General features: G+C 54.2%; 24 protein-coding genes and 1 tRNA gene. 21 read left to right on the top strand and 4 right to left on the bottom strand.

Features of this window, described 5'->3' with window-relative positions; translation table 11 throughout:
- Positions 1-55 precede the first annotated feature (55 nt).
- From KGB18_RS24360 to KGB18_RS24335, 6 genes are read left to right on the top strand one after another with little or no spacing between them, the layout of a single operon-like run.
- Positions 56-1,609, top strand: a complete 1,554-nt coding sequence (locus KGB18_RS24360) for a sugar ABC transporter ATP-binding protein (RefSeq protein ID WP_123720994.1) — start codon at positions 56-58, stop codon at positions 1,607-1,609.
- Positions 1,606-2,583 (top strand): ABC transporter permease, encoded by a 978-nt coding sequence (locus tag KGB18_RS24355; protein ID WP_052965365.1) that lies wholly within the window; start codon positions 1,606-1,608, stop codon positions 2,581-2,583. The genes KGB18_RS24360 and KGB18_RS24355 overlap by 4 nt, the downstream gene beginning before the upstream one ends.
- 3 nt (positions 2,584-2,586) lie before the next feature.
- Positions 2,587-3,606, top strand: a complete 1,020-nt coding sequence (locus KGB18_RS24350; RefSeq protein ID WP_223570617.1) for a LacI family DNA-binding transcriptional regulator — start codon at positions 2,587-2,589, stop codon at positions 3,604-3,606.
- 42 nt (positions 3,607-3,648) lie between these two features.
- The gene (gene rbsK, locus KGB18_RS24345) at positions 3,649-4,566 is read left to right on the top strand and encodes a ribokinase (RefSeq protein WP_223570616.1); all 918 of its coding nucleotides are present in this window, start codon (positions 3,649-3,651) and stop codon (positions 4,564-4,566) included.
- The gene (gene rbsD, locus KGB18_RS24340) at positions 4,563-4,967 is read left to right on the top strand and encodes a D-ribose pyranase (protein ID WP_223570615.1); all 405 of its coding nucleotides are present in this window, start codon (positions 4,563-4,565) and stop codon (positions 4,965-4,967) included. The genes rbsK and rbsD overlap by 4 nt, the downstream gene beginning before the upstream one ends.
- A 33-nt stretch (positions 4,968-5,000) precedes the next feature.
- Positions 5,001-6,029 (top strand): nucleoside hydrolase, encoded by a 1,029-nt coding sequence (locus tag KGB18_RS24335; RefSeq protein ID WP_008007256.1) that lies wholly within the window; start codon positions 5,001-5,003, stop codon positions 6,027-6,029.
- A gap of 39 nt (positions 6,030-6,068) precedes the next feature.
- On the opposite strand, the gene KGB18_RS24330 is transcribed toward KGB18_RS24335, so the two are convergent.
- A complete protein-coding gene (locus KGB18_RS24330; protein WP_223570614.1) occupies positions 6,069-6,275 on the bottom strand; it encodes a hypothetical protein in 207 nt (68 codons plus the stop codon).
- Positions 6,276-6,407: 132 nt separating this feature from the next.
- Here KGB18_RS24330 and KGB18_RS24325 point away from each other — a divergent pair, with 132 nt between their 5' ends.
- Both KGB18_RS24325 and KGB18_RS24320 read left to right on the top strand, forming a co-directional pair.
- A complete protein-coding gene (locus tag KGB18_RS24325) occupies positions 6,408-6,713 on the top strand; it encodes a hypothetical protein (protein WP_008075867.1) in 306 nt (101 codons plus the stop codon).
- Positions 6,714-6,876: 163 nt separating this feature from the next.
- Positions 6,877-7,194 carry an I78 family peptidase inhibitor gene (locus tag KGB18_RS24320; protein ID WP_223570613.1) on the top strand — a complete coding sequence of 106 codons (318 nt, stop codon included), beginning with the start codon at positions 6,877-6,879 and terminating at the stop codon, positions 7,192-7,194.
- Positions 7,195-7,266: 72 nt separating this feature from the next.
- Here the strand turns inward: KGB18_RS24320 and KGB18_RS24315 are convergent, their stop codons facing one another.
- Together KGB18_RS24315 and KGB18_RS24310 are read right to left on the bottom strand one after the other, a co-directional pair.
- Positions 7,267-7,479 carry a cold-shock protein gene (locus tag KGB18_RS24315; protein WP_007905882.1) on the bottom strand — a complete coding sequence of 71 codons (213 nt, stop codon included), beginning with the start codon at positions 7,477-7,479 and terminating at the stop codon, positions 7,267-7,269.
- A gap of 290 nt (positions 7,480-7,769) precedes the next feature.
- Positions 7,770-8,072, bottom strand: coding sequence for a hypothetical protein (locus KGB18_RS24310; protein WP_038980108.1), 303 nt, complete (start codon positions 8,070-8,072; stop codon positions 7,770-7,772).
- A 376-nt stretch (positions 8,073-8,448) separates the two neighbouring features.
- Between KGB18_RS24310 and thrS the strand changes: the two genes are divergently transcribed.
- The 9 genes from thrS (at position 8,449) to KGB18_RS24265 (ending at position 15,905) form a co-directional block, all read left to right on the top strand.
- Entirely contained in the window at positions 8,449-10,371 is a 1,923-nt protein-coding gene (thrS, locus tag KGB18_RS24305) for a threonine--tRNA ligase (RefSeq protein ID WP_123721001.1), read from the top strand.
- Positions 10,371-10,922 carry a translation initiation factor IF-3 gene (infC, locus tag KGB18_RS24300; protein WP_172435341.1) on the top strand — a complete coding sequence of 184 codons (552 nt, stop codon included), beginning with the start codon at positions 10,371-10,373 and terminating at the stop codon, positions 10,920-10,922. Before thrS ends, infC begins: the two co-directional genes overlap by 1 nt.
- Before the next feature lie 60 nt (positions 10,923-10,982).
- Entirely contained in the window at positions 10,983-11,177 is a 195-nt protein-coding gene (gene rpmI / locus KGB18_RS24295) for a 50S ribosomal protein L35 (protein ID WP_002553160.1), read from the top strand.
- A gap of 28 nt (positions 11,178-11,205) precedes the next feature.
- Complete coding sequence (gene rplT / locus KGB18_RS24290; RefSeq protein WP_007905879.1) at positions 11,206-11,562, top strand: 50S ribosomal protein L20; 357 nt, start codon at positions 11,206-11,208, stop codon at positions 11,560-11,562.
- A 109-nt stretch (positions 11,563-11,671) separates the two neighbouring features.
- Positions 11,672-12,688: a phenylalanine--tRNA ligase subunit alpha gene (gene pheS / locus KGB18_RS24285; RefSeq protein ID WP_007905876.1), complete on the top strand. Its 1,017-nt coding sequence runs from the start codon at positions 11,672-11,674 to the stop codon at positions 12,686-12,688.
- Between the two features lie 26 nt (positions 12,689-12,714).
- Entirely contained in the window at positions 12,715-15,096 is a 2,382-nt protein-coding gene (pheT, locus tag KGB18_RS24280; protein ID WP_223570612.1) for a phenylalanine--tRNA ligase subunit beta, read from the top strand.
- 3 nt (positions 15,097-15,099) lie between these two features.
- Positions 15,100-15,402 (top strand): integration host factor subunit alpha, encoded by a 303-nt coding sequence (gene ihfA / locus KGB18_RS24275; RefSeq protein WP_002553164.1) that lies wholly within the window; start codon positions 15,100-15,102, stop codon positions 15,400-15,402.
- Positions 15,383-15,739: a MerR family transcriptional regulator gene (locus KGB18_RS24270; RefSeq protein WP_003179985.1), complete on the top strand. Its 357-nt coding sequence runs from the start codon at positions 15,383-15,385 to the stop codon at positions 15,737-15,739. Before ihfA ends, KGB18_RS24270 begins: the two co-directional genes overlap by 20 nt.
- 89 nt (positions 15,740-15,828) lie before the next feature.
- A tRNA-Pro gene (locus tag KGB18_RS24265) sits at positions 15,829-15,905 on the top strand.
- Positions 15,906-16,835: 930 nt separating this feature from the next.
- On the opposite strand, the gene KGB18_RS24260 is transcribed toward KGB18_RS24265, so the two are convergent.
- Positions 16,836-17,708, bottom strand: coding sequence for a hypothetical protein (locus KGB18_RS24260; protein ID WP_223570611.1), 873 nt, complete (start codon positions 17,706-17,708; stop codon positions 16,836-16,838).
- Positions 17,709-18,533: 825 nt separating this feature from the next.
- Between KGB18_RS24260 and KGB18_RS24255 the strand changes: the two genes are divergently transcribed.
- The 4 genes from KGB18_RS24255 (at position 18,534) to KGB18_RS24240 (ending at position 22,489) form a co-directional block, all read left to right on the top strand.
- Entirely contained in the window at positions 18,534-19,100 is a 567-nt protein-coding gene (locus KGB18_RS24255; protein ID WP_223570610.1) for an ABC-three component system protein, read from the top strand.
- 1 nt (position 19,101) lies between these two features.
- Complete coding sequence (locus tag KGB18_RS24250; protein ID WP_223570609.1) at positions 19,102-19,611, top strand: ABC-three component system middle component 5; 510 nt, start codon at positions 19,102-19,104, stop codon at positions 19,609-19,611.
- A 31-nt stretch (positions 19,612-19,642) separates the two neighbouring features.
- On the top strand, positions 19,643-21,517 hold the full coding sequence (locus KGB18_RS24245) for an AAA family ATPase (protein ID WP_223570608.1): 1,875 nt from the start codon (positions 19,643-19,645) through the stop codon (positions 21,515-21,517).
- Between the two features lie 87 nt (positions 21,518-21,604).
- Entirely contained in the window at positions 21,605-22,489 is an 885-nt protein-coding gene (locus tag KGB18_RS24240; protein ID WP_038980114.1) for a hypothetical protein, read from the top strand.
- Positions 22,490-22,495: the final 6 nt, after the last annotated feature.

Below are 22,495 nucleotides of genomic sequence, written 5' to 3'. Positions count from 1 at the left end.
CCTTCTGGCGACACAACGGTGCTCGCCTCTTGGGGCGAGCACATGGAGAGTTTTTATGTCAGTTTCCGCCCCGAACGCTGTCCTCTCGGTCAGCGGTATCGGTAAGACCTATGCCCAGCCCGTCCTCACCGGTATCGACCTGACGCTGATGCGCGGCGAAGTGCTGGCGCTGACCGGCGAGAACGGCGCCGGCAAAAGCACGCTGTCGAAAATCATTGGCGGACTGGTCACGCCGACCACCGGCCAGATGCAATTCCAGGGGCAGGATTACCGTCCTGGTAGCCGGAGCCAGGCCGAAGAGCTGGGCATCCGCATGGTCATGCAAGAACTCAATCTGTTGCCGACGTTGTCGGTGGCGGAAAACCTGTTTCTCGACAACCTGCCCAGCCACGGTGGCTGGATCAGCCGCAAGCAATTGCGCAAGGCCGCGATCGAGGCCATGGCTCAGGTCGGATTGGACGCCATCGATCCAGATACGTTGGTTGGCGAACTGGGTATCGGCCATCAGCAGATGGTGGAGATCGCCCGCAACCTGATCGGCGATTGCCACGTGCTGATCCTCGACGAGCCGACAGCAATGCTGACGGCCCGTGAAGTCGAAATGCTGTTCGAGCAGATCACTCGCCTGCAGGCTCGCGGCGTGTCGATCATCTATATTTCCCACCGCCTCGAAGAACTGGCAAGGGTGGCCCAGCGCATTGCGGTATTGCGCGACGGCAATCTGGTCTGTGTCGAGCCGATGGCCAACTACAACAGCGAGCAACTGGTCACTCTGATGGTTGGCCGTGAGTTGGGCGAGCACATCGACATGGGGCCGCGCAAGATTGGCGCGCCGGCCTTGACGGTCAAAGGACTGACTCGTTCCGATAAGGTTCGCGATGTGTCCTTCGAAGTGCGCGCCGGTGAAATTTTCGGAATTTCCGGTTTGATCGGGGCAGGGCGCACCGAGTTACTGCGCCTGATCTTTGGCGCCGATACAGCCGACAGCGGCACCGTCGCGCTGGGGGCGTCGGCTCAGGTGGTGAGTATTCGTTCGCCGGCCGACGCGGTCGGTCACGGCATCGCCCTGATCACCGAAGACCGCAAAGGCGAAGGCCTGCTGCTGACGCAATCGATCAGCGCCAACATTGCCTTGGGCAATATGCCGGTGATTTCCAGCGGTGGCTTCGTCAATAACGGTGACGAGATGGCTCTGGCCCAGCGTCAGATCAACGCCATGCGCATTCGCAGTTCCAGCCCGACGCAATTGGTCTCGGAATTGTCCGGCGGCAATCAGCAGAAAGTCGTGATCGGCCGCTGGCTCGAGCGCGATTGCACGGTGATGCTGTTCGACGAGCCGACCCGTGGCATCGACGTCGGCGCCAAGTTCGATATCTACGCATTACTCGGTGAGTTGACCCGTCAGGGCAAAGCGCTGGTGGTGGTGTCCAGCGACCTGCGCGAACTGATGCTGATCTGCGATCGCATCGGTGTGTTGTCGGCAGGGCGTCTGATCGACACTTTCGAGCGTGACAGCTGGACCCAGGATGATTTGCTTGCCGCCGCTTTCGCCGGCTACCAAAAACGTGATGCGTTGCTCAACGAAGCAGCGCCTAGGGATCTTCCATGAATACTGCATCTTTGGCCGGCAAACGTAGTGGCAATTTTTACGGCCTCGGCACTTATCTGGGCCTGGCCGGTGCCTTGCTGGCGATGGTCGCGCTGTTCTCGGTCCTGAGCAGCCATTTCCTGTCTTACGACACCTTCAGCACCCTGGCCAACCAGATTCCCGATTTGATGGTGCTGGCGGTCGGCATGACCTTCGTATTGATCATCGGCGGTATCGATTTGTCGGTGGGGTCGGTGCTGGCGCTCGCGGCCTCGGCGGTCAGCGTGGCGATTCTCGGTTGGGGCTGGAGCGTCTTGCCTTCGGCCTTGCTCGGCATGGCGGTAGCGGCATTGGCCGGGACTATCACCGGCTCGATCACCGTGGCGTGGCGGATTCCGTCGTTCATCGTGTCACTCGGCGTGCTGGAAATGGCGCGAGGCCTGGCGTATCAGATGACCGGTTCGCGCACCGCCTACATCGGTGATGCTTTCGCCTGGCTGTCCAACCCGATCGCGTTCGGCATCTCGCCGTCATTCATCATCGCCTTGCTGATTATCTTCATCGCCCAGGCCGTGCTGACGCGTACGGTGTTCGGTCGTTACCTGATCGGCATTGGCACCAACGAAGAGGCAGTGCGTCTGGCGGGGATCAATCCGAAGCCCTACAAAATCCTGGTGTTCAGCCTGATGGGGCTTCTGGCCGGTATCGCTGCGTTGTTTCAGATTTCGCGCCTGGAAGCGGCGGACCCGAACGCCGGCTCCGGCCTGGAGCTGCAGGTGATCGCCGCGGTCGTGATCGGCGGCACCAGCCTGATGGGCGGGCGCGGCTCGGTTATCAGCACATTCTTCGGCGTCCTGATCATCTCCGTACTGGCGGCCGGTCTGGCGCAGATCGGCGCGACCGAACCCACCAAACGCATCATCACCGGTGCGGTGATCGTGGTGGCAGTGGTGCTTGATACTTATCGCAGTCAGCGCGCAAGCCGGCGGACCTGAGTCATGGCAACAATCAAGGATGTAGCGGCACTCGCGGGCATTTCCTACACCACGGTTTCTCATGTGGTGAACAAGACGCGACCGGTCAGTGAGGAAGTACGGGTCAAGGTCGAGGCAGCGATAAAAAGCCTCGACTACGTGCCCAGTGCCGTGGCCCGATCGTTGAAAGCGAAAACCACCGCGACCATCGGCCTGTTGGTGCCCAACAGCCTCAATCCGTACTTCGCCGAGTTGGCCCGTGGCATCGAGGATTACTGCGAGCGCAACGGCTATTGCGTCATCCTCTGCAACTCCGACGACAACCCGGACAAGCAACGCAGCTACCTTCGCGTGCTACTGGAGAAACGCATTGACGGCTTGATCGTTGCCTCGGCCGGTGGTGACAGCGGCCTGGCCGAGGGGCTGGCGGGTGTGCGTACGCCAATGGTGATCGTCGACCGTGGGCTCGAAGGTCTCGATGCCGATCTGGTGCGCATCGATCACGAATACGGTGCCTATCTGGCGACCCGGCACCTGTTGGATCTGGGGCATCGGGACATCGCCACGATTGGTGGGCCGGCGAGTACCAGCGTGGCGCAGATGCGTCTGGCCGGTTATTGCCGCGCCTTGAAAGAGGCGGGCGTTGAAGTGCCGCGCGAGCGCATGCTGGAAAGCGACTTCACCAGTACCGGCGGCTACAACGCCGCCGCGATCCTGCTGGAAAAGAATCCACCCAGCGCGATCTTCGCTGGTAACGACATGATTGGCGTCGGTGTGTTGCGCGCCGCTGCCGAGCGCAATATTCGTGTGCCCACCGAACTGTCTGTGATCGGCTTCGACGATATCCAGATGAGCCGTTACGTCTATCCGGCGCTGACCACCGTGGGCCAGTCGATCCTGCAGCTTGGCGAGATGGCGGCCGAAGTGCTGTTGCGCAGGATTGCCACGCCGGCTCTGGCGACCGATCAGCGCATCGTGACCCCCAGTATTGTCTTGCGAGAATCGACTGCGCCGCTGGCTAGTGTGTTCGCCCAATTCCGCTGAAACCAAAAGCACCGCAGAAACAGAATTGACGAGTAGTGATGTATGCCAGCAAAAGTAGTGGTAATAGGCAGCCTGAACATGGACCTGGTAACCCGGGCGCCACGGCTGCCCCGTGGTGGTGAAACGCTGATCGGCCAATCGTTTGCCACGGTTTCCGGCGGCAAGGGCGCGAACCAGGCCGTGGCCGCGGCGCGGCTGGGGGCGCAGGTATCGATGGTCGGTTGTGTCGGCAGCGACGCCTATGGTGAAGCGCTGCGCGGGGCGTTGTTGGCCGAGCAGATCGATTGCCAGGCGGTCAGCACGGTCGAAGATTCCAGTGGCGTGGCGTTGATCGTGGTCGATGACAACAGTCAGAACGCGATCGTGATTGTTGCCGGTGCCAACGGTGCGCTGACGCCCGAAGTGATCGACCGTTTCGACGCGGTGTTACAAGCGGCGGATGTCATCATCTGTCAGCTGGAAGTACCGGATGCCACGGTCGGCCATGCTCTGAAGCGCGGTCGTGAGCTGGGTAAAACCGTGATTCTCAATCCGGCTCCGGCCAGTCGCCCGCTGCCGGCGGATTGGTATGCGGCCATCGATTACCTGATCCCCAACGAAAGCGAAGCCTCGGCCCTCAGCGGTTTGCCGGTGGACTCCCTGAGCACCGCCGAAACCGCCGCGGCCCGCTTGATCGCCATGGGTGCCGGCAAAGTGATCATCACCCTGGGTGCTCAAGGATCGCTGTTCGCCGATGGCAAACGCTTCGAGCATTTCCCTGCACCGAAAGTGAAGGCGGTCGACACCACCGCGGCCGGCGACACGTTTGTCGGTGGTTTTGCCGCAGCGCTGGCGGCCGGCAAAAGCGAGGCTGAAGCCATCCGCTTCGGCCAGGTCGCCGCAGCGCTGTCGGTCACCCGGGCTGGCGCGCAACCTTCGATTCCCACCTTGTCCGACGTACAGGCCTTTAAAGCACCATGAAAAAGACTCCTTTGCTCAACGTCGCGCTGTCGCGGCTGATCGCCTCCCTGGGCCATGGTGATACGGTTGTGATCGGCGATGCCGGCCTGCCGGTTCCGCCCGGCGTCGAATTGATCGACCTGGCCTTGACCCACGGGATTCCGGATTTCGTCAGTACCTTGAGGGTCGTGCTGAGCGAAATGCAGGTCGAAAGCCATGTGCTGGCCCATGAGATTCTGGACAAGAAACCGTCGGCCTTGAGCGCGCTGGATGAACTGAATGCCGAAGGTGCGCTGGGCCGACGTGAGTTGCTCAGTCATGACCAATTCAAAGCACTCAGCCGACAGGCACGGGCGATTATTCGTACAGGCGAATGTCAGCCGTACTGCAACATCGTGCTGGTGGCTGGAGTAACGTTTTAACTTTCCGTTCTTCCCACGCACAAGGAGTGCGCTATGCACCGCTATGCTCAGAAACTGCACCACCTGCTCCGGAGTCTGCTGCTTTTGTCCCTGATTACCGCAACAAGCGCCCAAGCGGCGGAAAAGATCGACTTGATCATCGACACCGATCCGGGTGCCGATGACGTGGTCGCCTTGCTGTTTGCCCTGGCATCGCCGGAAGAGCTGAATATTCGTGCGTTGACCACCGTTGCGGGCAACGTGCGCCTGGACAAGACCTCGCGTAATGCGCGTCTGGCCCGCGAGTGGGCAGGGCGCGAGGAGGTGCCTGTTTACGCGGGCGCACCGAAACCAATGATGCGCACGCCGATCTATGCCGAGAACATCCACGGCAAGGAAGGCTTGTCGGGTGTCACGGTGCACGAGCCGAAGAAAGGCCTGGCCGAAGGCAATGCGGTCAACTATCTGATCGATACCCTGAAGTCCGCCAAACCCCACAGCATCACCATCGCCATGCTCGGTCCACAGACCAACCTGGCCCTGGCGCTGATCCAGGAGCCTGAAATCGTTCAGGGCATCAAGGAAGTGGTGATCATGGGCGGTGCGCACTTCAACGGCGGCAACATCACCCCGGTGGCCGAATTCAACCTGTTCGCCGACCCTCAGGCTGCGGAAGTGGTGCTGAAAAGTGGCGTCAAGCTGACCTACTTGCCGCTGGATGTGACCCACAAGATCCTGACCAGTGAAGCGCGCCTGAAGCAGATCGCCGCCCTGAACAACAATGCCAGCAAGCTGGTGGGCGATATTCTCAACGAGTACGTCAAAGGCGACATGGAGCACTACGGCATTCCGGGTGGGCCGGTGCATGACGCTACAGTCATTGCTTACCTGCTCAAGCCGGAGTTGTTCACTGGCCGTTCGGTCAACGTGGTGGTTGATAGCCGCGAAGGGCCGACCTTCGGCCAGACCATCGTTGACTGGTATGACGGCCTGAAAGCACCAAAAAATGCCTTCTGGGTCGAAAATGGCGACGCTCAGGGCTTCTTCGACCTGCTGACCCAGCGTCTGGCTCGCCTGAAGTAAGCTGTATACCCGCAGGTGCCAGTCTGCGGGTTTTTACATTCACTCGCTATCTGTCAGGCCCATATAGTCGGCGGGGTATCTCTCGAGTATCTGGGCGATGAATGTCTGGGCGGCTTGCGTCCCCAGTTCCTTGACCAGCAAATCGATACCAATGATCGCCAACTCTTCCGGGCTGCCCGGGCTGTAAGAGCTGTGACCCTGTGGCCACTTGGCTTTGATGTCGGCGTCGATACTTACGGTGGTCATGATGGCGCTCGTGAAGTCGGGAAAGTCTGAGTGTCGAGTTAACCATTTTGCGGGACGTTTGGCACTCCGACTTAGGCATGAGGGGAGGGCTATGCGACACTTGGTCTTTGACGATTTTTCAAGGACCGTGCTGTGCAGATCGATTTGAACACTCCTGACGGCTTGACCCTCGAAGCGGTGCGTCAGCTGCTGGCTTCTGCCAGCGACGATGAACACACTCAGTTGCGGGTCACCAAGGGCGGCATCGCCTACATTTCGTCGGGCATTGTGGGCGGCACGGACATCGACGGGTTGCTGTTTCGCCTGGAGACCTGGGCCAAGGGTTCCGGTTATGTCGGATTGGTAGCGGCCAGCGACGAGGTCTGGGTCATGCAGATTTTCAATGCGCTCAAGGAGAACTGGCCGAAGCCGCCTTTCGACTACATCGACGTTTATTGAGTGCCATTCATATTCAGTCACGATTGAGTGATGAACGGCATGGCGATGCTCAGGCACACTCGCTGCTGCCCGGATCGAGGGCGGGGCGATAACCCGCTCTGAAACCAAACGCCAAAATGGCGGTCGCACGATCTCAGCTTAACTATTGAAAAAAGGAGGCTTCATGCCTTGGAAGCTCGCGTCATTGGGTACTTTGTTGGCCGCCACCCTGCTGGCCGGTTGCAGCAATACGTCCACCGAGTCGGCAAAGGACCCTGTGGCGACCGACACCGGCCACAGCCGTTGTGAAGCAAAGGCTGCCGAATTCACCATTGGCAAAAAGGCTTCGCCCCAATTGCTGGAGCAGGCACGTACACGCGCAGGCGCGCAGAATGCCCGGTTCCTCAAGCCTGATGACATGGTGACCCTGGAGTACCGCTCCGATCGCCTGAACCTGAACACCGACAACAACCTGGTGGTCACCCGCGTCAACTGCGGCTGATTGCTTCAGGCTTTTGTTTCGCCCATAAAAAACCCCGTCACATGGACGGGGTTTTTTTAGTGCGGCAGAAAATTACTCTGCGCGGACTTGTGCAGCTTGCATACCCTTTTGGCCTTTCTCAGCCACGAAGGAAACGGTCTGGCCTTCTTTCAGGCTTTTGAAACCGTCGCTTTCGATAGCTTTGAAGTGTACGAACAGGTCGTCACCGCCACCTTGAGGAGTGATGAAGCCGAAGCCTTTTTCATCGTTGAACCATTTAACGGTGCCGGTTTGGCGATTAGACATGGTGTATCTCCAAGAAACATATATTTTCAGTAGTACTGTGCTGCTCAGGCCAACTGGGCACACCGGACTATCATAGTCGAAATGTTCGCTTTGGGAGCCCCCTGGGTGTGCTGTTTGCCCTGCAGTCACGTTTGCTTTGTTGCTTTGTGTGGCTGAAAGCCCCGGTTTAAAAGGCTTTCAGTCGAAAGTAAAGACAATAAAAAAAGCTGAAAAACCTTAAAAATTTGTACGAAAAAGCTAAATTTCATCACTTTTTATCGGCAGTGAGCCGGGTTAAAAGGACTTTTTTCTCACTTTTTCGCCGGTGCGTTGGCCTTGCATTTAGCTATCTGCCCCAGCGCTTTCTGTTGCAGTTCCGGGCTGGCCTTGTTATCCATCAGGGCCTGAATGTCGCCAGCCGGGTACGATTTGATCGCGTCGGCACCGCAAGCGCAGTGAGATTTCGCAGCTGCAGCGCCGATCTGCGGAGTGGCCGCCTGAGTGCACTGAGCCATGTATTTCTCGCGCTCGCCCTTTGGCCAATCGGCATGGGCAGCCAGCGGCAGCAACAGGACGACGGGTGCGACGATGGCGAATAAACGATTCAGACGCATGCTGAGATGCTCCTTTTGGGTCAATGTCTTGTTATCTGAGGGGTAAAGCGGGGTTCAAGTTCAGCACTCTGGCATAAAAATGCCTGATTTGCCCCAGCAGAAAACCTTGCCGCCGCGACGACCGTTCATCTGTGCTAGCATGCTTCGCTCGGGCGTTTGCAGGCTCCGGATGACCTTCAAAGTCCCGGCAGCGGCAGATGCGCGAATAACCCTGATTTGAATCCCAGTCACTCTGGTTCGGTTTTCCGGTTGGCCGCAAGGCTCCTGCCGCTGTAAGGCAGGCGTTCGTTATTGAATGGCCTGGATCGGATCTTGTACTGGCTCATCCCAACCCACGTGACCTTTGGTAGGGGTCACCACTAGGAGAGGAGGCGCCATGCCAACTATTACTCTTCCCGACGGCAGTCAACGTTCATTCGATCACCCGGTTTCCGTAGCCGAGGTCGCCGCATCCATTGGTGCCGGTCTGGCCAAGGCCACCGTGGCCGGCAAGGTCAATGGCAAGCTGGTCGACGCCAGCGACATCATCGACAGCGATTCCACGCTGCAAATCATTACGCCAAAGGATGAAGAGGGGCTGGAGATCATTCGCCACTCTTGCGCCCACCTGGTTGGCCATGCGGTCAAGCAGTTGTACCCGACGGCCAAGATGGTCATCGGTCCGGTCATCGACGAAGGCTTCTATTACGACATCGCCTTCGAGCGTCCTTTCACGCCGGACGACCTGGCCGCCATCGAACAGCGCATGCAGCAGCTGATCGAGAAAGATTACGACGTGGTCAAGAAAGTCACTCCGCGCGCCGAAGTGATCGAAGTGTTCAAGGCCCGCGGCGAAGACTACAAGCTGCGCCTGGTCGAAGACATGCCGAACGAGCAGGCCATGGGTCTGTACTATCACGAAGAATACGTCGACATGTGCCGCGGTCCGCACGTGCCGAACACGCGTTTCCTGAAATCCTTCAAGCTGACCAAGCTGTCCGGCGCCTACTGGCGTGGCGATGCCAAGAACGAGCAATTGCAGCGCGTTTACGGCACCGCATGGGCGGACAAGAAGCAACTGGCGGCCTACATCCAGCGCATCGAAGAAGCCGAGAAGCGCGATCACCGCAAGATCGGCAAGCGTCTGGGCCTGTTCCACACCCAGGAAGAGTCGCCGGGCATGGTGTTCTGGCACCCGAACGGCTGGACTCTGTACCAGGTGCTCGAGCAGTACATGCGCAAGGTTCAGCGCGACAACGGCTATCTGGAGATCAAAACTCCACAAGTCGTTGACCGCAGCCTGTGGGAGAAATCCGGGCACTGGGCCAACTACGCCGACAACATGTTTACCACTCAGTCGGAAAACCGCGACTACGCCATCAAGCCGATGAACTGCCCGTGCCACGTGCAGGTGTTCAATCAGGGTCTGAAAAGCTACCGCGAGCTGCCGATGCGTCTGGCCGAGTTCGGTGCCTGCCACCGTAACGAGCCGTCGGGTGCACTGCACGGCATCATGCGCGTTCGCGCCTTCACTCAGGACGATGCTCACATCTTCTGTACTGAAGAGCAGATGCAGGCCGAATCCGCTGCATTCATCAAGCTGACCATGGACGTTTATGCCGACTTCGGCTTCAAAGACGTCGAGATGAAGCTGTCCACTCGTCCGGAAAAACGCGTCGGTTCCGACGAACTGTGGGATCGCGCCGAAGCTGCACTGGCTGCAGCCCTTGATAGCGCTGGCTTGCCGTACGATCTGCAGCCGGGCGAGGGTGCGTTCTACGGTCCGAAAATCGAGTTCTCGCTGAAAGATTGCCTCGGCCGCGTCTGGCAATGTGGTACCCTTCAGCTCGATTTTAACCTGCCTGTCCGTCTGGGAGCCGAATACGTCTCCGAAGACAACAGTCGCAAGCACCCGGTTATGTTGCACCGGGCGATCCTGGGCTCCTTCGAACGTTTCGTCGGAATCCTGATCGAGCACTACGAGGGTGCATTCCCCGCGTGGCTGGCTCCGACCCAGGCAGTGATCATGAATATCACTGATAAACAGGCTGATTTTGCCGCTGAGGTTGAAAAAACCCTCAATGAAAGCGGATTTCGTGCCAAGTCTGACTTGAGAAATGAAAAGATCGGCTTTAAAATCCGCGAGCATACTTTGCTCAAGGTTCCCTATCTCTTGGTTATCGGAGATCGGGAAGTCGAGATGCAGACTGTCGCTGTGCGTACTCGTGAAGGTGCTGACCTGGGCTCGATGCCCGTCGCCCAGTTCGCTGAGTTTCTCGCGCAAGCGGTTTCCCGGCGTGGTCGCCCAGATTCGGAGTAATTATTATTAAGCGTGAAATGAGACAAGATAAACGAGCTGCACCGAAAGCCCCGATCAACGAGAATATCTCGGCACGCGAGGTTCGGTTAATTGGAGCTGAAGGTGAACAGCTTGGGATTGTGTCAATTGAAGACGCGCTTCTTAAGGCTGAAGAGGCCAAACTGGATTTGGTGGAAATTTCCGCCGATGCAGTACCCCCTGTTTGCAAACTGATGGACTACGGCAAATCGATCTTCGAGAAGAAGAAGCAGATTGCCGCGGCCAAGAAAAACCAGAAGCAGATTCAGGTTAAAGAAATCAAGTTTCGTCCAGGGACGGAGGAAGGGGATTACCAGGTAAAACTGCGCAACCTGGTACGTTTCCTGAGTGATGGGGACAGGGCCAAGGTATCCTTGCGATTCCGCGGCCGTGAGATGGCCCACCAGGAGCTGGGGATGGAACTCCTCAAGCGAGTTGAAGGTGACTTGCTCGAGTACGGTTCGGTCGAACAGCATCCTAAGATGGAAGGACGCCAGCTGATCATGGTCATCGCCCCGAAAAAGAAGAAGTAATCAATAGGGCACGGCAGGCCTTCTGATTATGTTTATCAACTGAATGCGGAGTATCCGAACATGCCAAAAATGAAAACTAAAAGTGGTGCTGCTAAGCGGTTTTTGAAAACTGCTAACGGTATCAAGCACAAGCACGCTTTCAAGAGCCACATCCTGACTAAAATGTCGACCAAGCGTAAGCGTCAACTGCGCGGTAGCAGCTTGCTGCATCCGTCTGACGTGGCAAAAGTCGAGCGCATGCTGCGCCTTCGTTAATTTTAGTCAAGAATAGAGGAAGTAACTCATGGCTCGTGTAAAGCGTGGCGTCATTGCCCGTAAACGTCACAAAAAAATTCTGAAACTTGCTAAAGGCTACTACGGCGCTCGCTCGCGCGTATTCCGTGTTGCCAAGCAAGCGGTAATCAAGGCAGGCCAATACGCCTACCGTGACCGTCGTCAGAAAAAACGTCAGTTCCGCGCTCTGTGGATCGCTCGTATCAACGCTGGTGCACGTATCAACGGTCTGTCCTACAGCCGTTTCATCGCCGGCCTGAAAAAAGCGTCCATCGAGATCGACCGTAAGGTTCTGGCTGATCTGGCAGTGAACGAAAAAGCGGCGTTTGCTGCGATTGTCGAGAAAGCTAAAGCCACCTTGGCTTAAGTACCCCCGACAGTCACCCGGCCTCACCTCTGTGGGGCCAGGTGTTAAACGTCATAAATAGGGGAAGAGCCTTCAAGCTCTTCCCCTATTTTGTATCTGGAGTCTGTACATGGAAAACCTGGATGCGCTCGTCTCTCAAGCACTAGAGGCTGTGCAAAGCGCTGAAGATATCAATGCCCTGGAGCAAATCCGGGTTCACTACCTTGGCAAAAAGGGCGAATTGACTCAGGTGATGAAGACCCTGGGGAATTTGCCGGCAGAAGAGCGCCCGCAAGTCGGCGCGCTGATCAACGTTGCCAAGGAGCGTGTCACAGAGGTTCTCAATGCCCGCAAGGCACTGTTTGAAGAGGCCGACCTGGCCGCCAAACTGTCAGCCGAGTCCATTGACGTGACCCTGCCTGGCCGCGGTCAGACCTCCGGTGGTCTGCATCCGGTTACTCGCACTCTGGAACGTATCGAACAGTTCTTCACCCACATCGGCTACGGCATTGCCGAAGGCCCTGAGGTCGAAGACGACTATCACAACTTCGAAGCGCTCAACATCCCAGGCCATCACCCGGCCCGGTCGATGCATGACACCTTCTATTTCAATGCCAACATGTTGCTGCGCACCCATACCTCTCCGGTACAGGTCCGCACCATGGAATCGAAACAGCCACCGATCCGCATCGTCTGCCCAGGCCGTGTGTACCGTAGCGACTCCGATATCACTCACTCTCCGATGTTCCACCAGGTCGAAGGCCTGCTGGTCGACCGCGATATCAATTTCGCCGACCTGAAAGGCACCATCGAAGAGTTCCTGCGCGTGTTCTTCGAAAAAGAACTGGCCGTGCGTTTCCGTCCCTCGTACTTCCCATTCACCGAGCCATCCGCTGAAGTCGACATGGAATGCGTGATGTGCAGCGGTAAAGGTTGCCGCGTCTGCAAACAGACTGGCTGGCTGGAAGTCATGGGCTGCGGCATGGTTCACCCGAATGTGCTGCGTATGTCCGGGATCGACCCGGAAGAGTTTTCGGGCTTTGCCTTCGGCATGGGCGTTGAGCGTCTGGCCATGCTGCGTTACGGCGTGAACGACTTGCGTCTGTTCTTCGACAACGACTTGCGGTTCCTCGCGCAATTTCGCTAGTCGTAACGAATTCTTAGGAGAGCAGGATGAAATTCAGTGAACAATGGCTGCGTGGCTGGGTAAGCCCGCAGGTAAGTCGCGACGAGCTGGTTGCTCGTCTGTCGATGGCCGGTCTTGAGGTCGATAGCGTTACGCCGGCCGCCGGTGAATTCAGTGGCGTGGTCGTGGGCGAGGTGCTCAGCACCGAGCAACACCCGGACGCCGACAAATTGCGTGTTTGCCAGGTCAGCAATGGCTCGGAGACCTTCCAGGTAGTGTGCGGTGCGCCAAACGTGCGCCCCGGCCTGAAGATCCCGTTCGCCATGATTGGTGCCGAACTGCCGGGCGACTTCAAAATCAAGAAAGCCAAGCTGCGTGGCGTTGAATCCAACGGCATGCTGTGCTCCCAGGCCGAGCTGCAAATCGGCGAAGGCAACGATGGCCTGATGGAATTGCCGGCCGATGCGCCGGTCGGTCAGGACATTCGTGAGTACCTGAGCCTCGACGACGCCAGCATCGAGGTCGACCTGACCCCGAACCGCGGCGACTGCCTGTCCCTGGCCGGTCTGGCCCGCGAAGTCGGCGCGCTTTATGCCGCCCCAGTCGTGCGCCCGGCGATTGCCAGCGTTCCGGCCGTGCACGACGAAGTGCGTTCGGTTGAAGTCCTCGCGCCAGCCGCGTGCCCGCGTTACTTGGGTCGTGTGATCCGTAACGTCGACCTGTCCAAGCCTACGCCGCTGTGGATGGTCGAGCGTCTGCGTCGTGCCGACGTGCGCAGCATCGACGCCGCCGTCGACATCACCAACTACGTGATGCTGGAACTGGGTCAACCGCTGCACGCGTTCGATCTCGCCGAAATCAATGGCGGCATCCGCGTGCGCATGGCCGAAGAAGGCGAGAAGCTGGTTCTGCTTGATGGTCAGGAAGTCAGCCTGCGTAGCGATACGCTGGTGATTGCAGACCACAACCGTGCCTTGGCTATCGCCGGCGTCATGGGTGGCGAGCACAGCGGCGTCAACACCGCGACCACTCGCGATATTTTCCTGGAAAGCGCGTTCTTCGACCAGATTGCTGTCGCTGGCAAGGCTCGTTCCTACGGTCTGCACACCGATGCCTCGCACCGCTACGAGCGTGGCGTGGACTGGCAACTGGCCCGTGAAGCCATGGAGCGTGCCACTGGCTTGCTGCTGGACATCACCGGTGGTGAAGCGGGTCCGATTATCGAGACCGTCAACGAGCAGTATCTGCCGTCGATCGCGCCGATCACCCTGCGTGCCCAGCGCATTACTCAGATGCTGGGCATGGAAATGGATTCGGCCGAAGTCGAGCGTCTGCTCAGCGCCTTGGGCCTGACCATTTCTGCCGATGGGGCAGGGCAGTGGCGCGTAGAAGTGCCAAGCTTCCGTTTCGATATCAGCCTGGAAGTCGACCTGATCGAAGAGCTGGCCCGTCTGTACGGTTACAACCGTCTGCCGGTTCGCTACCCGCAAGCCCGTCTGGCGCCGCAAGCCAAGGCCGAAGCGCGCAGCGATCTGCCTGAACTGCGTCGTCTGCTGGTGGCTCGTGGTTATCAGGAAGCGATCACTTACAGCTTCATTGATCCGAAACAATTCGAGTTGTTTAATCCGGGTGTCGAGCCGCTGCTGCTGGCTAACCCGATTTCCAACGACATGGCTGCCATGCGTTCGTCCCTGTGGCCTGGTCTGGTCAAGGCGCTTCAGCACAACCTGAACCGTCAACAAGATCGCGTCCGCTTGTTCGAAAGCGGCCTGCGCTTCGTTGGTCAGCTGGAAGGCCTGAAGCAAGAGCCGATGCTGGCAGGTGTGGTATGCGGTAGCCGCCTGCCGGAAGGCTGGGCGCAAGGTCGCGATGTCGTGGATTTCTTCGACGTCAAAGCTGATGTGGAAGCGGTACTGGGTTTCGCCGGCGCACTGGATTCGTTCACGTTCGTGCCGGGCAAACACCCTGCGTTGCACCCGGGTCAGACCGCGCGCATCGAACGTGAAGGCCGCTTGGTAGGTTTCGTTGGTGCGATTCACCCTGAATTGTCGAAAACCCTCGGTCTCGACCGTCCGGTCTTCGTATTCGAGCTGGTTCTGGCCGAAGTGGCGTTGGGCAAAATGCCTAAATTCCAGGAGTTATCGCGCTTTCCTGAAGTGCGTCGTGACCTTGCACTGCTGGCGGATAAAGACGTTGCGGCCACCGCCGTACTGGACGTAATCCGTGAAAATGCAGGCGAATGGCTCACAGACCTCAGGCTATTTGACGTGTATCAGGGTAAAGGCATTGATCCTGATAGAAAAAGCCTTGCAGTCGGCTTGACCTGGCAGCATCCATCGCGCACTCTTAATGACGATGAGGTGAATACCACGACGCAAAACATCCTCACCTCGCTCGAACAAAGGTTGAACGCCACGTTAAGGAAGTGACGTATGGGGGCTTTGACGAAAGCTGAGATGGCGGAACGTCTGTATGAAGAGCTGGGCCTGAACAAGCGGGAGGCCAAGGAATTGGTCGAACTGTTTTTTGAAGAAATCAGGCACGCTCTTGAAGACAACGAACAAGTCAAATTGTCCGGTTTCGGCAATTTCGACCTTCGGGACAAACGCCAGCGGCCTGGCCGCAATCCGAAAACGGGAGAAGAAATCCCGATCACGGCTCGCCGTGTGGTCACCTTTCGTCCAGGGCAGAAGTTGAAGGCCCGAGTTGAGGCTTATGCTGGAACCAAGTCATAACGACGAACTACCCGTCATCCCGGGCAAACGCTACTTCACCATTGGTGAAGTCAGCGAGCTATGTGCCGTAAAACCGCACGTGCTGCGCTACTGGGAACAGGAGTTTCCTCAACTCAACCCCGTCAAACGCCGCGGAAACCGCCGGTATTATCAGCGCCAGGACGTGCTGATGATCCGGCAGATCCGTGCGCTTCTTTACGATCAGGGGTTTACCATCGGCGGCGCACGCTTGCGTTTGTCCGGCGATGAAGCCAAAGACGACACCACCCAATACAAACAAATGATCCGCCAGATGATCGCCGAGCTGGAAGATGTTCTGGTGGTTCTCAAGAAATAAATTCCTGCTTTTAAATACTTCCAGTTTTCAAAAGCTTGCGATATATTCTTGAGCGTTCCTCGAGATGAGGGGCAGATTCAACGCCTAGTCGGGGCGTAGCGCAGTCCGGTAGCGCACTAGCATGGGGTGCTAGGGGTCGAGTGTTCGAATCACTCCGTCCCGACCATATTTTTCAATGGCTTAGGTCGGCAGCGAAAGCGCCGGCCTTTTTCATTTGTGAATTTACCCCACCTTTTACCCCACTAAAATTGCCCGTTTTCCGGGTGGTGATTAGCAAGGCTTTTCCTTTCGTTCGAGGGGTTGTCGGTTCTGAGCTTTTTGCCTACTCCTCCAGTCTCGCAGTAATCATGGGGGGCGCACGTGATGGATTCCCAATGCGTCAGATCGGTGGCACTGATGATGGGCAGGCTGGTGGCTTGATATGGCTTGCGGTAGAACGCTGTGCCTATGGCGGCGGCAGCGCTGTCAGAGCGTTTGCGTTCCCTGAGGCTTTTTCGGTCAGCAGTTAGCATTCTAAGAAAAGATTGGGGGCGGTCTTTGGCGCGAAGCTCTCAGTCTTTTAGCCAGCGAGGCCGTCGACTTGCCGTATAGAAAAAAAATCTTATATGGACAAAAATTATACGAATTAATGTGAGACAGTTTTCCGGACCGGTCCTTGGGCTGAGGGCTCCAGACTTTTGACCTACCCCTCCTTAAAGATTTTATCGAGCAGCAGGCACCCCACTTGCGCCCAGTCCGTCTGACGCCAGGAGCGCGAAAGCAGCGCAGCCTCGAACTGATGTGACTGACAGGACGACTGATCTACTACACGAACCTCGATCGCGGGCTGATGACGTATGCCTACAAGAGTTCGAACTGTAAGTAATGTTCGATCCGGTCGAAGTGGTCCACTACTTTTCATAGCGAAGAGTTCGGTACTGGGAGGCTGTCCGCATTTCGTCCGCATTGCACGCGGACAGATTGCAGACAGTTGGCGGTTGACCTGAAGCGGTCTGCAGATGAATGCCCGCTTTCGACTGTGGATTCAACCGATAGCTGCTTATCGCGAAGGGCAGCCCACTGCATTGCCAATTGGAGCCCGGCGGACACTCGATGTTCAAACCACCCTCTCACCCATCTGGAATAGTGCCGCCTCGATTTCGCGCAAGGAGCTGAAGCGGCTGCTTTCGCCCGCCAGTTGCTGGGCGCGATGTAGTAGCCAGTTGGCGCGAACGTTCCATTTGTAATGTTCATAGGGCTTCGTTGCGTGGGTCTCGAACACCATCGGTGCTGGGTTGCGGAGCTTGCGAGCGTTTCCGTTGCCAGGCAAGCAAAGGAAACGCAGGTTCTCAGGTAGCTGGTTGTGCGGATTGCCTTTGATAACCGTCCACCAGTTCAGCACCAGCCACGCCAGCGAGGCGGCTACCCGGCTGTCATAGATGATGAAGTCATCTATGAGGAGTGAATAAACCTTTGTCATTCCGGCGTTGAAGCGTAAGGCGGTGACCCGGCTGTAATCTTCTCCTTGGGCATGATCGTTGACTACGTTTTGGAGAATGGGCAACAAACCGCAATAGTTTTTTGCGAGCCAAGGCCTATTGCCGCCATTCTTTGTTGTCGTATAAACGCCGCCCCAGTGGAAGGTGGCGGCGACGGCACCCGCGAGCGCGTCGCTCGGCACAGGATCACTCAGGTAAGCAGTGCGTAGCGCCTTCTGTATCACGTCCAGCACGGTCGTGTTGGTGGCTAGGCTGCTTCTGGCAATAAGTGTGGGAACCGTGGGATGTTTATAGGGATAGTTGCCGTCTGGGGTTGGTCGGCCGGAAACCTTCTTCAGAGGCCACTCGTATGCGTTCAGTGCGTCATGCAAAGTTGAAAATTGCTTGCGATGCCCTGTGATCGAAAAATGGATGGGGTGTCTACCCAGTCGTTGGGACAGCCACTCGCAAAATTGTGCAACGTCGCCTTGCAGATAATTTTCTCGTCTCAAGTAAGCCTCGCTATGCATGGGGTAACGCATATTCGTGGTGATTGTGGGTCAGGGCCATGTAGCGTTGTTCGGCTGGTAATGATCACCGGATATACGGCCATCGGCAACGTCAGCTTTAGGCCTATGTGGTCACTCGCGAACGGCTACTCTCGACCCACAGCTGCCGCTCGACCTTGGGACAAATTGGGAAGAAATTGTTCCTCTCGGTAGCTACGAGGATGTCTGATTCAGTGGATAGAAAACCACCTACATCGGTTCGATCCTGACCTCGATCTCATACTTAAATTCTATTAAAATCAATTAGTTAATGTTTTTTAGGTCCTGAGAAAAGTGAAAATTTTTGGGTGGTGTCCGCAACTGCCAACGATATGGTCGCTTTTGGTTAGAGTGATACTGTGTTGTGATCGGCCCAAAGCAGTAATTCAAATTGTCTGCACAGCGAACGCTGACACGATGTAAAAAAGGTACAAGACTCTTTACGTAATCGCGGTTGTCCGGGATGATGGCGAATTGCCAAAAAAACAAGGAGTGAGTTATGGAGAAGTTTTGGATTGCCGCCTTAAAATACGGTGGGAGCGCTACTGTTGGGGCCTTCGTCTCTTACAGCGTTTATCCTGCAATAATTTCATCCCCTATTCTAAAAAATCTGAATAACACCCAGCTGTACGGGCTGCTATGTCTAATCAGCGTGTTGACATTTTTCATCTGCGTCTTTCTTATAGGTCTTGTGACAAATAAATCGCAACCTGGCAACTCAATAATAATCTCCAACTCAAAGGTTCGTGGAGGTATTACCGGGGGAAATCGAAATTCCGGTAAGCCTGAATGAACAAAATAGCTATTAATAATTCGGATGTTAAAGGCCCAATTATTGGAGGCGACCAAAACAACGTTACATATGTCGTTGCTGCAGCTCCAGACCCCAGTGTTATTAGAGCTGGGCTCGACAGGATAGGCGCGCTATCAGAAGAGGATGAAGAGTTTAAGGATTTTATTGAGCTTTTTAACTCTTACCTAAATGATCGAGCAGGTCGGCCAATTATTGGGTTAAAACAAAAGCTTCTCAATGGAGATAGAGAAGATCTTGTCGATGAAGCCATAGAGCATAAAGATCGATTCGCAAAAATTGCAGCAAAGGCGCAACTCTCACCACGAAGGCAATATATTTATTTTTATATTCTTCAGAAAATCAAAGCAGCATTTGATGGCCAGATTCGGCCGCTTATAAAAGCTGGAGCGCTTGCGGAAAATATCGATCAATCTATCTATCACAATATCGTAAACTCCATATTTTCTGAGGTTAATAGTGTTGATATATCAATCGATCAGCACTTGATCTATGGGATGTTGTATTTTTTAACAGGTAAATGTCATCTGGTCTGGGAGGTATGAAGTGTTAATTTATCATCCCGCATACGATGCTAATCACTGCTTATATAGATTGCTGGCAATATTGCAAGCAACGACAGAGGCTTCCATTACTTGGGATCAACTTAGGGTTCTTGATTATTATTACCTATTCCCTAGTCAATTGAAAAATATAAAGCCATGGCCTTCAAATATAAAGGACTTTAAAATAAAGCTAAAATCCATACCGGATCAGTTTGAAGATATCAATAATCCGGCTCGGGTTCTATATGATCTTCAGGTTTTTCAAAAAACTGCAGCATTAGAATTGATTGCGAAAGGCATAATTTCAAAGGCCGAGTTTGAAAGTGGAATGCTAAAGCTTAATAGTGATCTTCTTCCTGGAGGTTACGTAGAGCTTATAGGAAATGATTGTTTTCTAAAAAGCGATGCTTTTGAAGTTATCACAAAGGCATTGCCGAAGGTTGAGTTTAATGGAGATTCCGGGTTGAAGAAGCGCTCGGGACTAATGGAATATATATATGATATCAAATAGATCAACCTTGTTTGTACATCGTTTCCTTGTCATGAAATCTGGTCGTGCTGTTTATGATCAGGACTTTCATTTTGGTATCAACATAATCCGTGGCGATAATAGTATTGGCAAGTCCACGATAATGGATCTGCTTTTCTTTGGGTTAGGTGGTGATCTGAGGGAAGAGCGCTGGAACAAAGAAGCAGCTGCGTGTGACAGCGTTATAATTCAGATTGAAATAAATGGGTATATGTTAACAGTTTCTAGATCTATAGAGCCTGCCAATAAGCCTCCCATGCAATTTTTTTCTGGAGACTACGAAAGCTCAGTGAGAAATCACACTGAGTGGGTTCAATATGGTGTCATGCGCACTGCCAATAAACACAGTTTCTCTCAACAACTTTTTGAACTGTTCGGGTGGCCTCATCATCAGACAGATGATAATTCAAACCTAACTATTCACCAGATATTACGCTTGATTTATGTAGATCAGGATACACCCGTAAATAAAATCCTTAAAGCTGAACTTGCATTCGATAAGCCGAGCATGCGCCAAGCAATCGGAGACTTCCTGTTGGGTGTTGATGACTTGGGTACGTATGGACTAAGACAACAACTCTCTAAAGCCGAAACAGAATTCAGCAAAATATATGGTCAGCTCGATGCTATTTTCAAATACATCTCACCTACTGAGGGGGTTCTGAGAGCTGAGCATCTTGATAAAGAAATTGAAGAAGCGAATGCCGAGCTGGCTGCACTTTTGATAGAGCGACAGCAAACAGCATTACAACCAGATACTAATTCGAGCCCAGAAATTAAAGAGGTGACTGCCAAGGTTGCGGAGCAGATATCAATCTTGGCAAAAGAAATCGACATCAGAACTTCGAGACGAATTGAGTTGGTAAACGAAGTTGTCGAGTCCGAGCTTTTCATAAAAGCTATTGAGTTCAGGCTTAAGTCTTTGCAGGAGTCGAGAGCAACCTATGACTTTTTTGGGGAGATTCGATTTAAATTTTGTCCGTGCTGCTTGTCTACTATTGATCCCCAAAGTAACGGAATATGCCATCTTTGCAAAACTGAAGTAGATGATGAAAAAAGGAAAAGCTCTTATTTGGCTGCACTGAATGACTTGAATTTCCAGAAGCGTGAAAGCGAATCAGTCCTGGCTGAACTTCGGACGCGATTAGATGAAGCTGATCGGTACATTCAAGTTGAGGGGCATCAACTCAATACCTTGAAATCAAAGCACAAGGCTGCACTGACACTAAGCTCTGATAAGGTTTTAAAACTTTACACGCTGTCTTCGAGGATTGGCACTCTTGAGGAACGCATAACAAACTTAAAAAGCAAAATAAAGCTTGTGTCAAGCGTCGAGCAGCTTATATCTGATCGTGATAAATTAAATAATCAGATATCGTACCTAAAAGACGAAATAAAAAAGAATAGTTATCTAACTGAGGCCAGGAAATCCAAACTAGAATCAAATCTATCTGAGAGAACAATCACCCTTCTAAGGCAGGATGGCGGGTTTGAAAGCGACTTCATAGATCCTGGAAAATTCGAATACGACTTCGCCAAGGATTTTATGTTGGTCGACGGCAGGTCTAAGTTTTCAGCAAGCTCTGAAACAATCATGAAAAACAGCTTCCATCTTGCGATTCTTCAAGAGTCAATATGGGACGAAAACATGCGATACCCTCGGTTGTTGCTAATGGATAACATCGAGGATAAAGGGATGGGACCGAAACGTAGTCAAAATTTCCAAAGGCTTCTAGTGCGTTCGCTTGAAGGGGTTGAACAAAAATATCAGATAATCATGACTACATCTATGATTGATCCTGATCTAAATGATAGCTCCTATTGCGTCGGGCCGTACTATGAAAAAGGAATGCATACACTGCAATTGTCTGGAGGATCAAAAAAATAGGGTGATCGGCGAACAAATACTGGTTGGCGAAATTTTTATCACATCGCTAAACTGTAATTTCTACCACTATATTGAAATTAATTCGACATGGATTTAACCTGGGTATCAACGCTTTTATCAACGAACACTACAGTTCTTCAGGCATCCCTGATTTCTGCAACAATTTCAGCCTTTGTTGCCTACACTTTTCGAGTTCGGGAGCATAGGAAAAAGCTTGTCGCGGACTATGAGCACGAACAACGCAAAGCTCTCCGGGATATCATCGGACGTACTCATGGGCGCTTGCTGCATGCTGGTAATAGTCTGAATTATCGGTTCTGGAATCTATACGCAAACCATGACAAGGGGTGGTTGGTTGTGGATGATGTCAGGCATCCGGAAAATTATTACCTTAATAGCTTTGTTTGCCGGTTCTTGGCTGTTTTTGCCCTTGTTCGCAACTTTGAGCGTCAGGCACTGTACGTCGACTCACGGATTGCATCCGAGCACGATATGATCTTCGTAAAATATGTAGCAGCACTTCATTGGTGCATGACTGATACTGAGCTGTTTCAAGGTATGAGCTACGACACATTTAATCCTGTCGATCATTTCTTCTCTGATACGTTGCGTGAGTATTGCGAAATTTGCGTTGGTGAAGATGGAGAGATTCTCAAAGCTAATGCGATGCTAGAGCTCGGTGAGAAGGTGGAGCCTGTTTTCGTGTTCTTTCAAGGGTTATCAGCGACAGAAGATCGTTTTCGCTGGGATCGTCTAGTCTCTCTCCATCTATTGATTGCGACGTTTATTAACTCTATTGGATATCCCGAACACCGTACCTCCCGCGAAAAATTATCCAAAATTGCTAGGCAGATTCGTAACAAGACAGTCTTGGCTAATTTAGCTACCTGGCTGCCTCGCCATGGTCTTGGCAGCGATTCTGACAGCAGGGAACTAATATCAGTGTGCAAAAATATTTGCAAAGAATACTGACTTCTG

It is taken from the genome of Pseudomonas sp. BF-R-26 (assembly GCF_019947395.1).
Lineage (GTDB): Bacteria > Pseudomonadota > Gammaproteobacteria > Pseudomonadales > Pseudomonadaceae > Aquipseudomonas > Aquipseudomonas farris.
The sequence above is the reverse complement of the archived record's forward strand: the minus strand, read 5'-3'. Positions and strand labels throughout refer to the sequence as shown.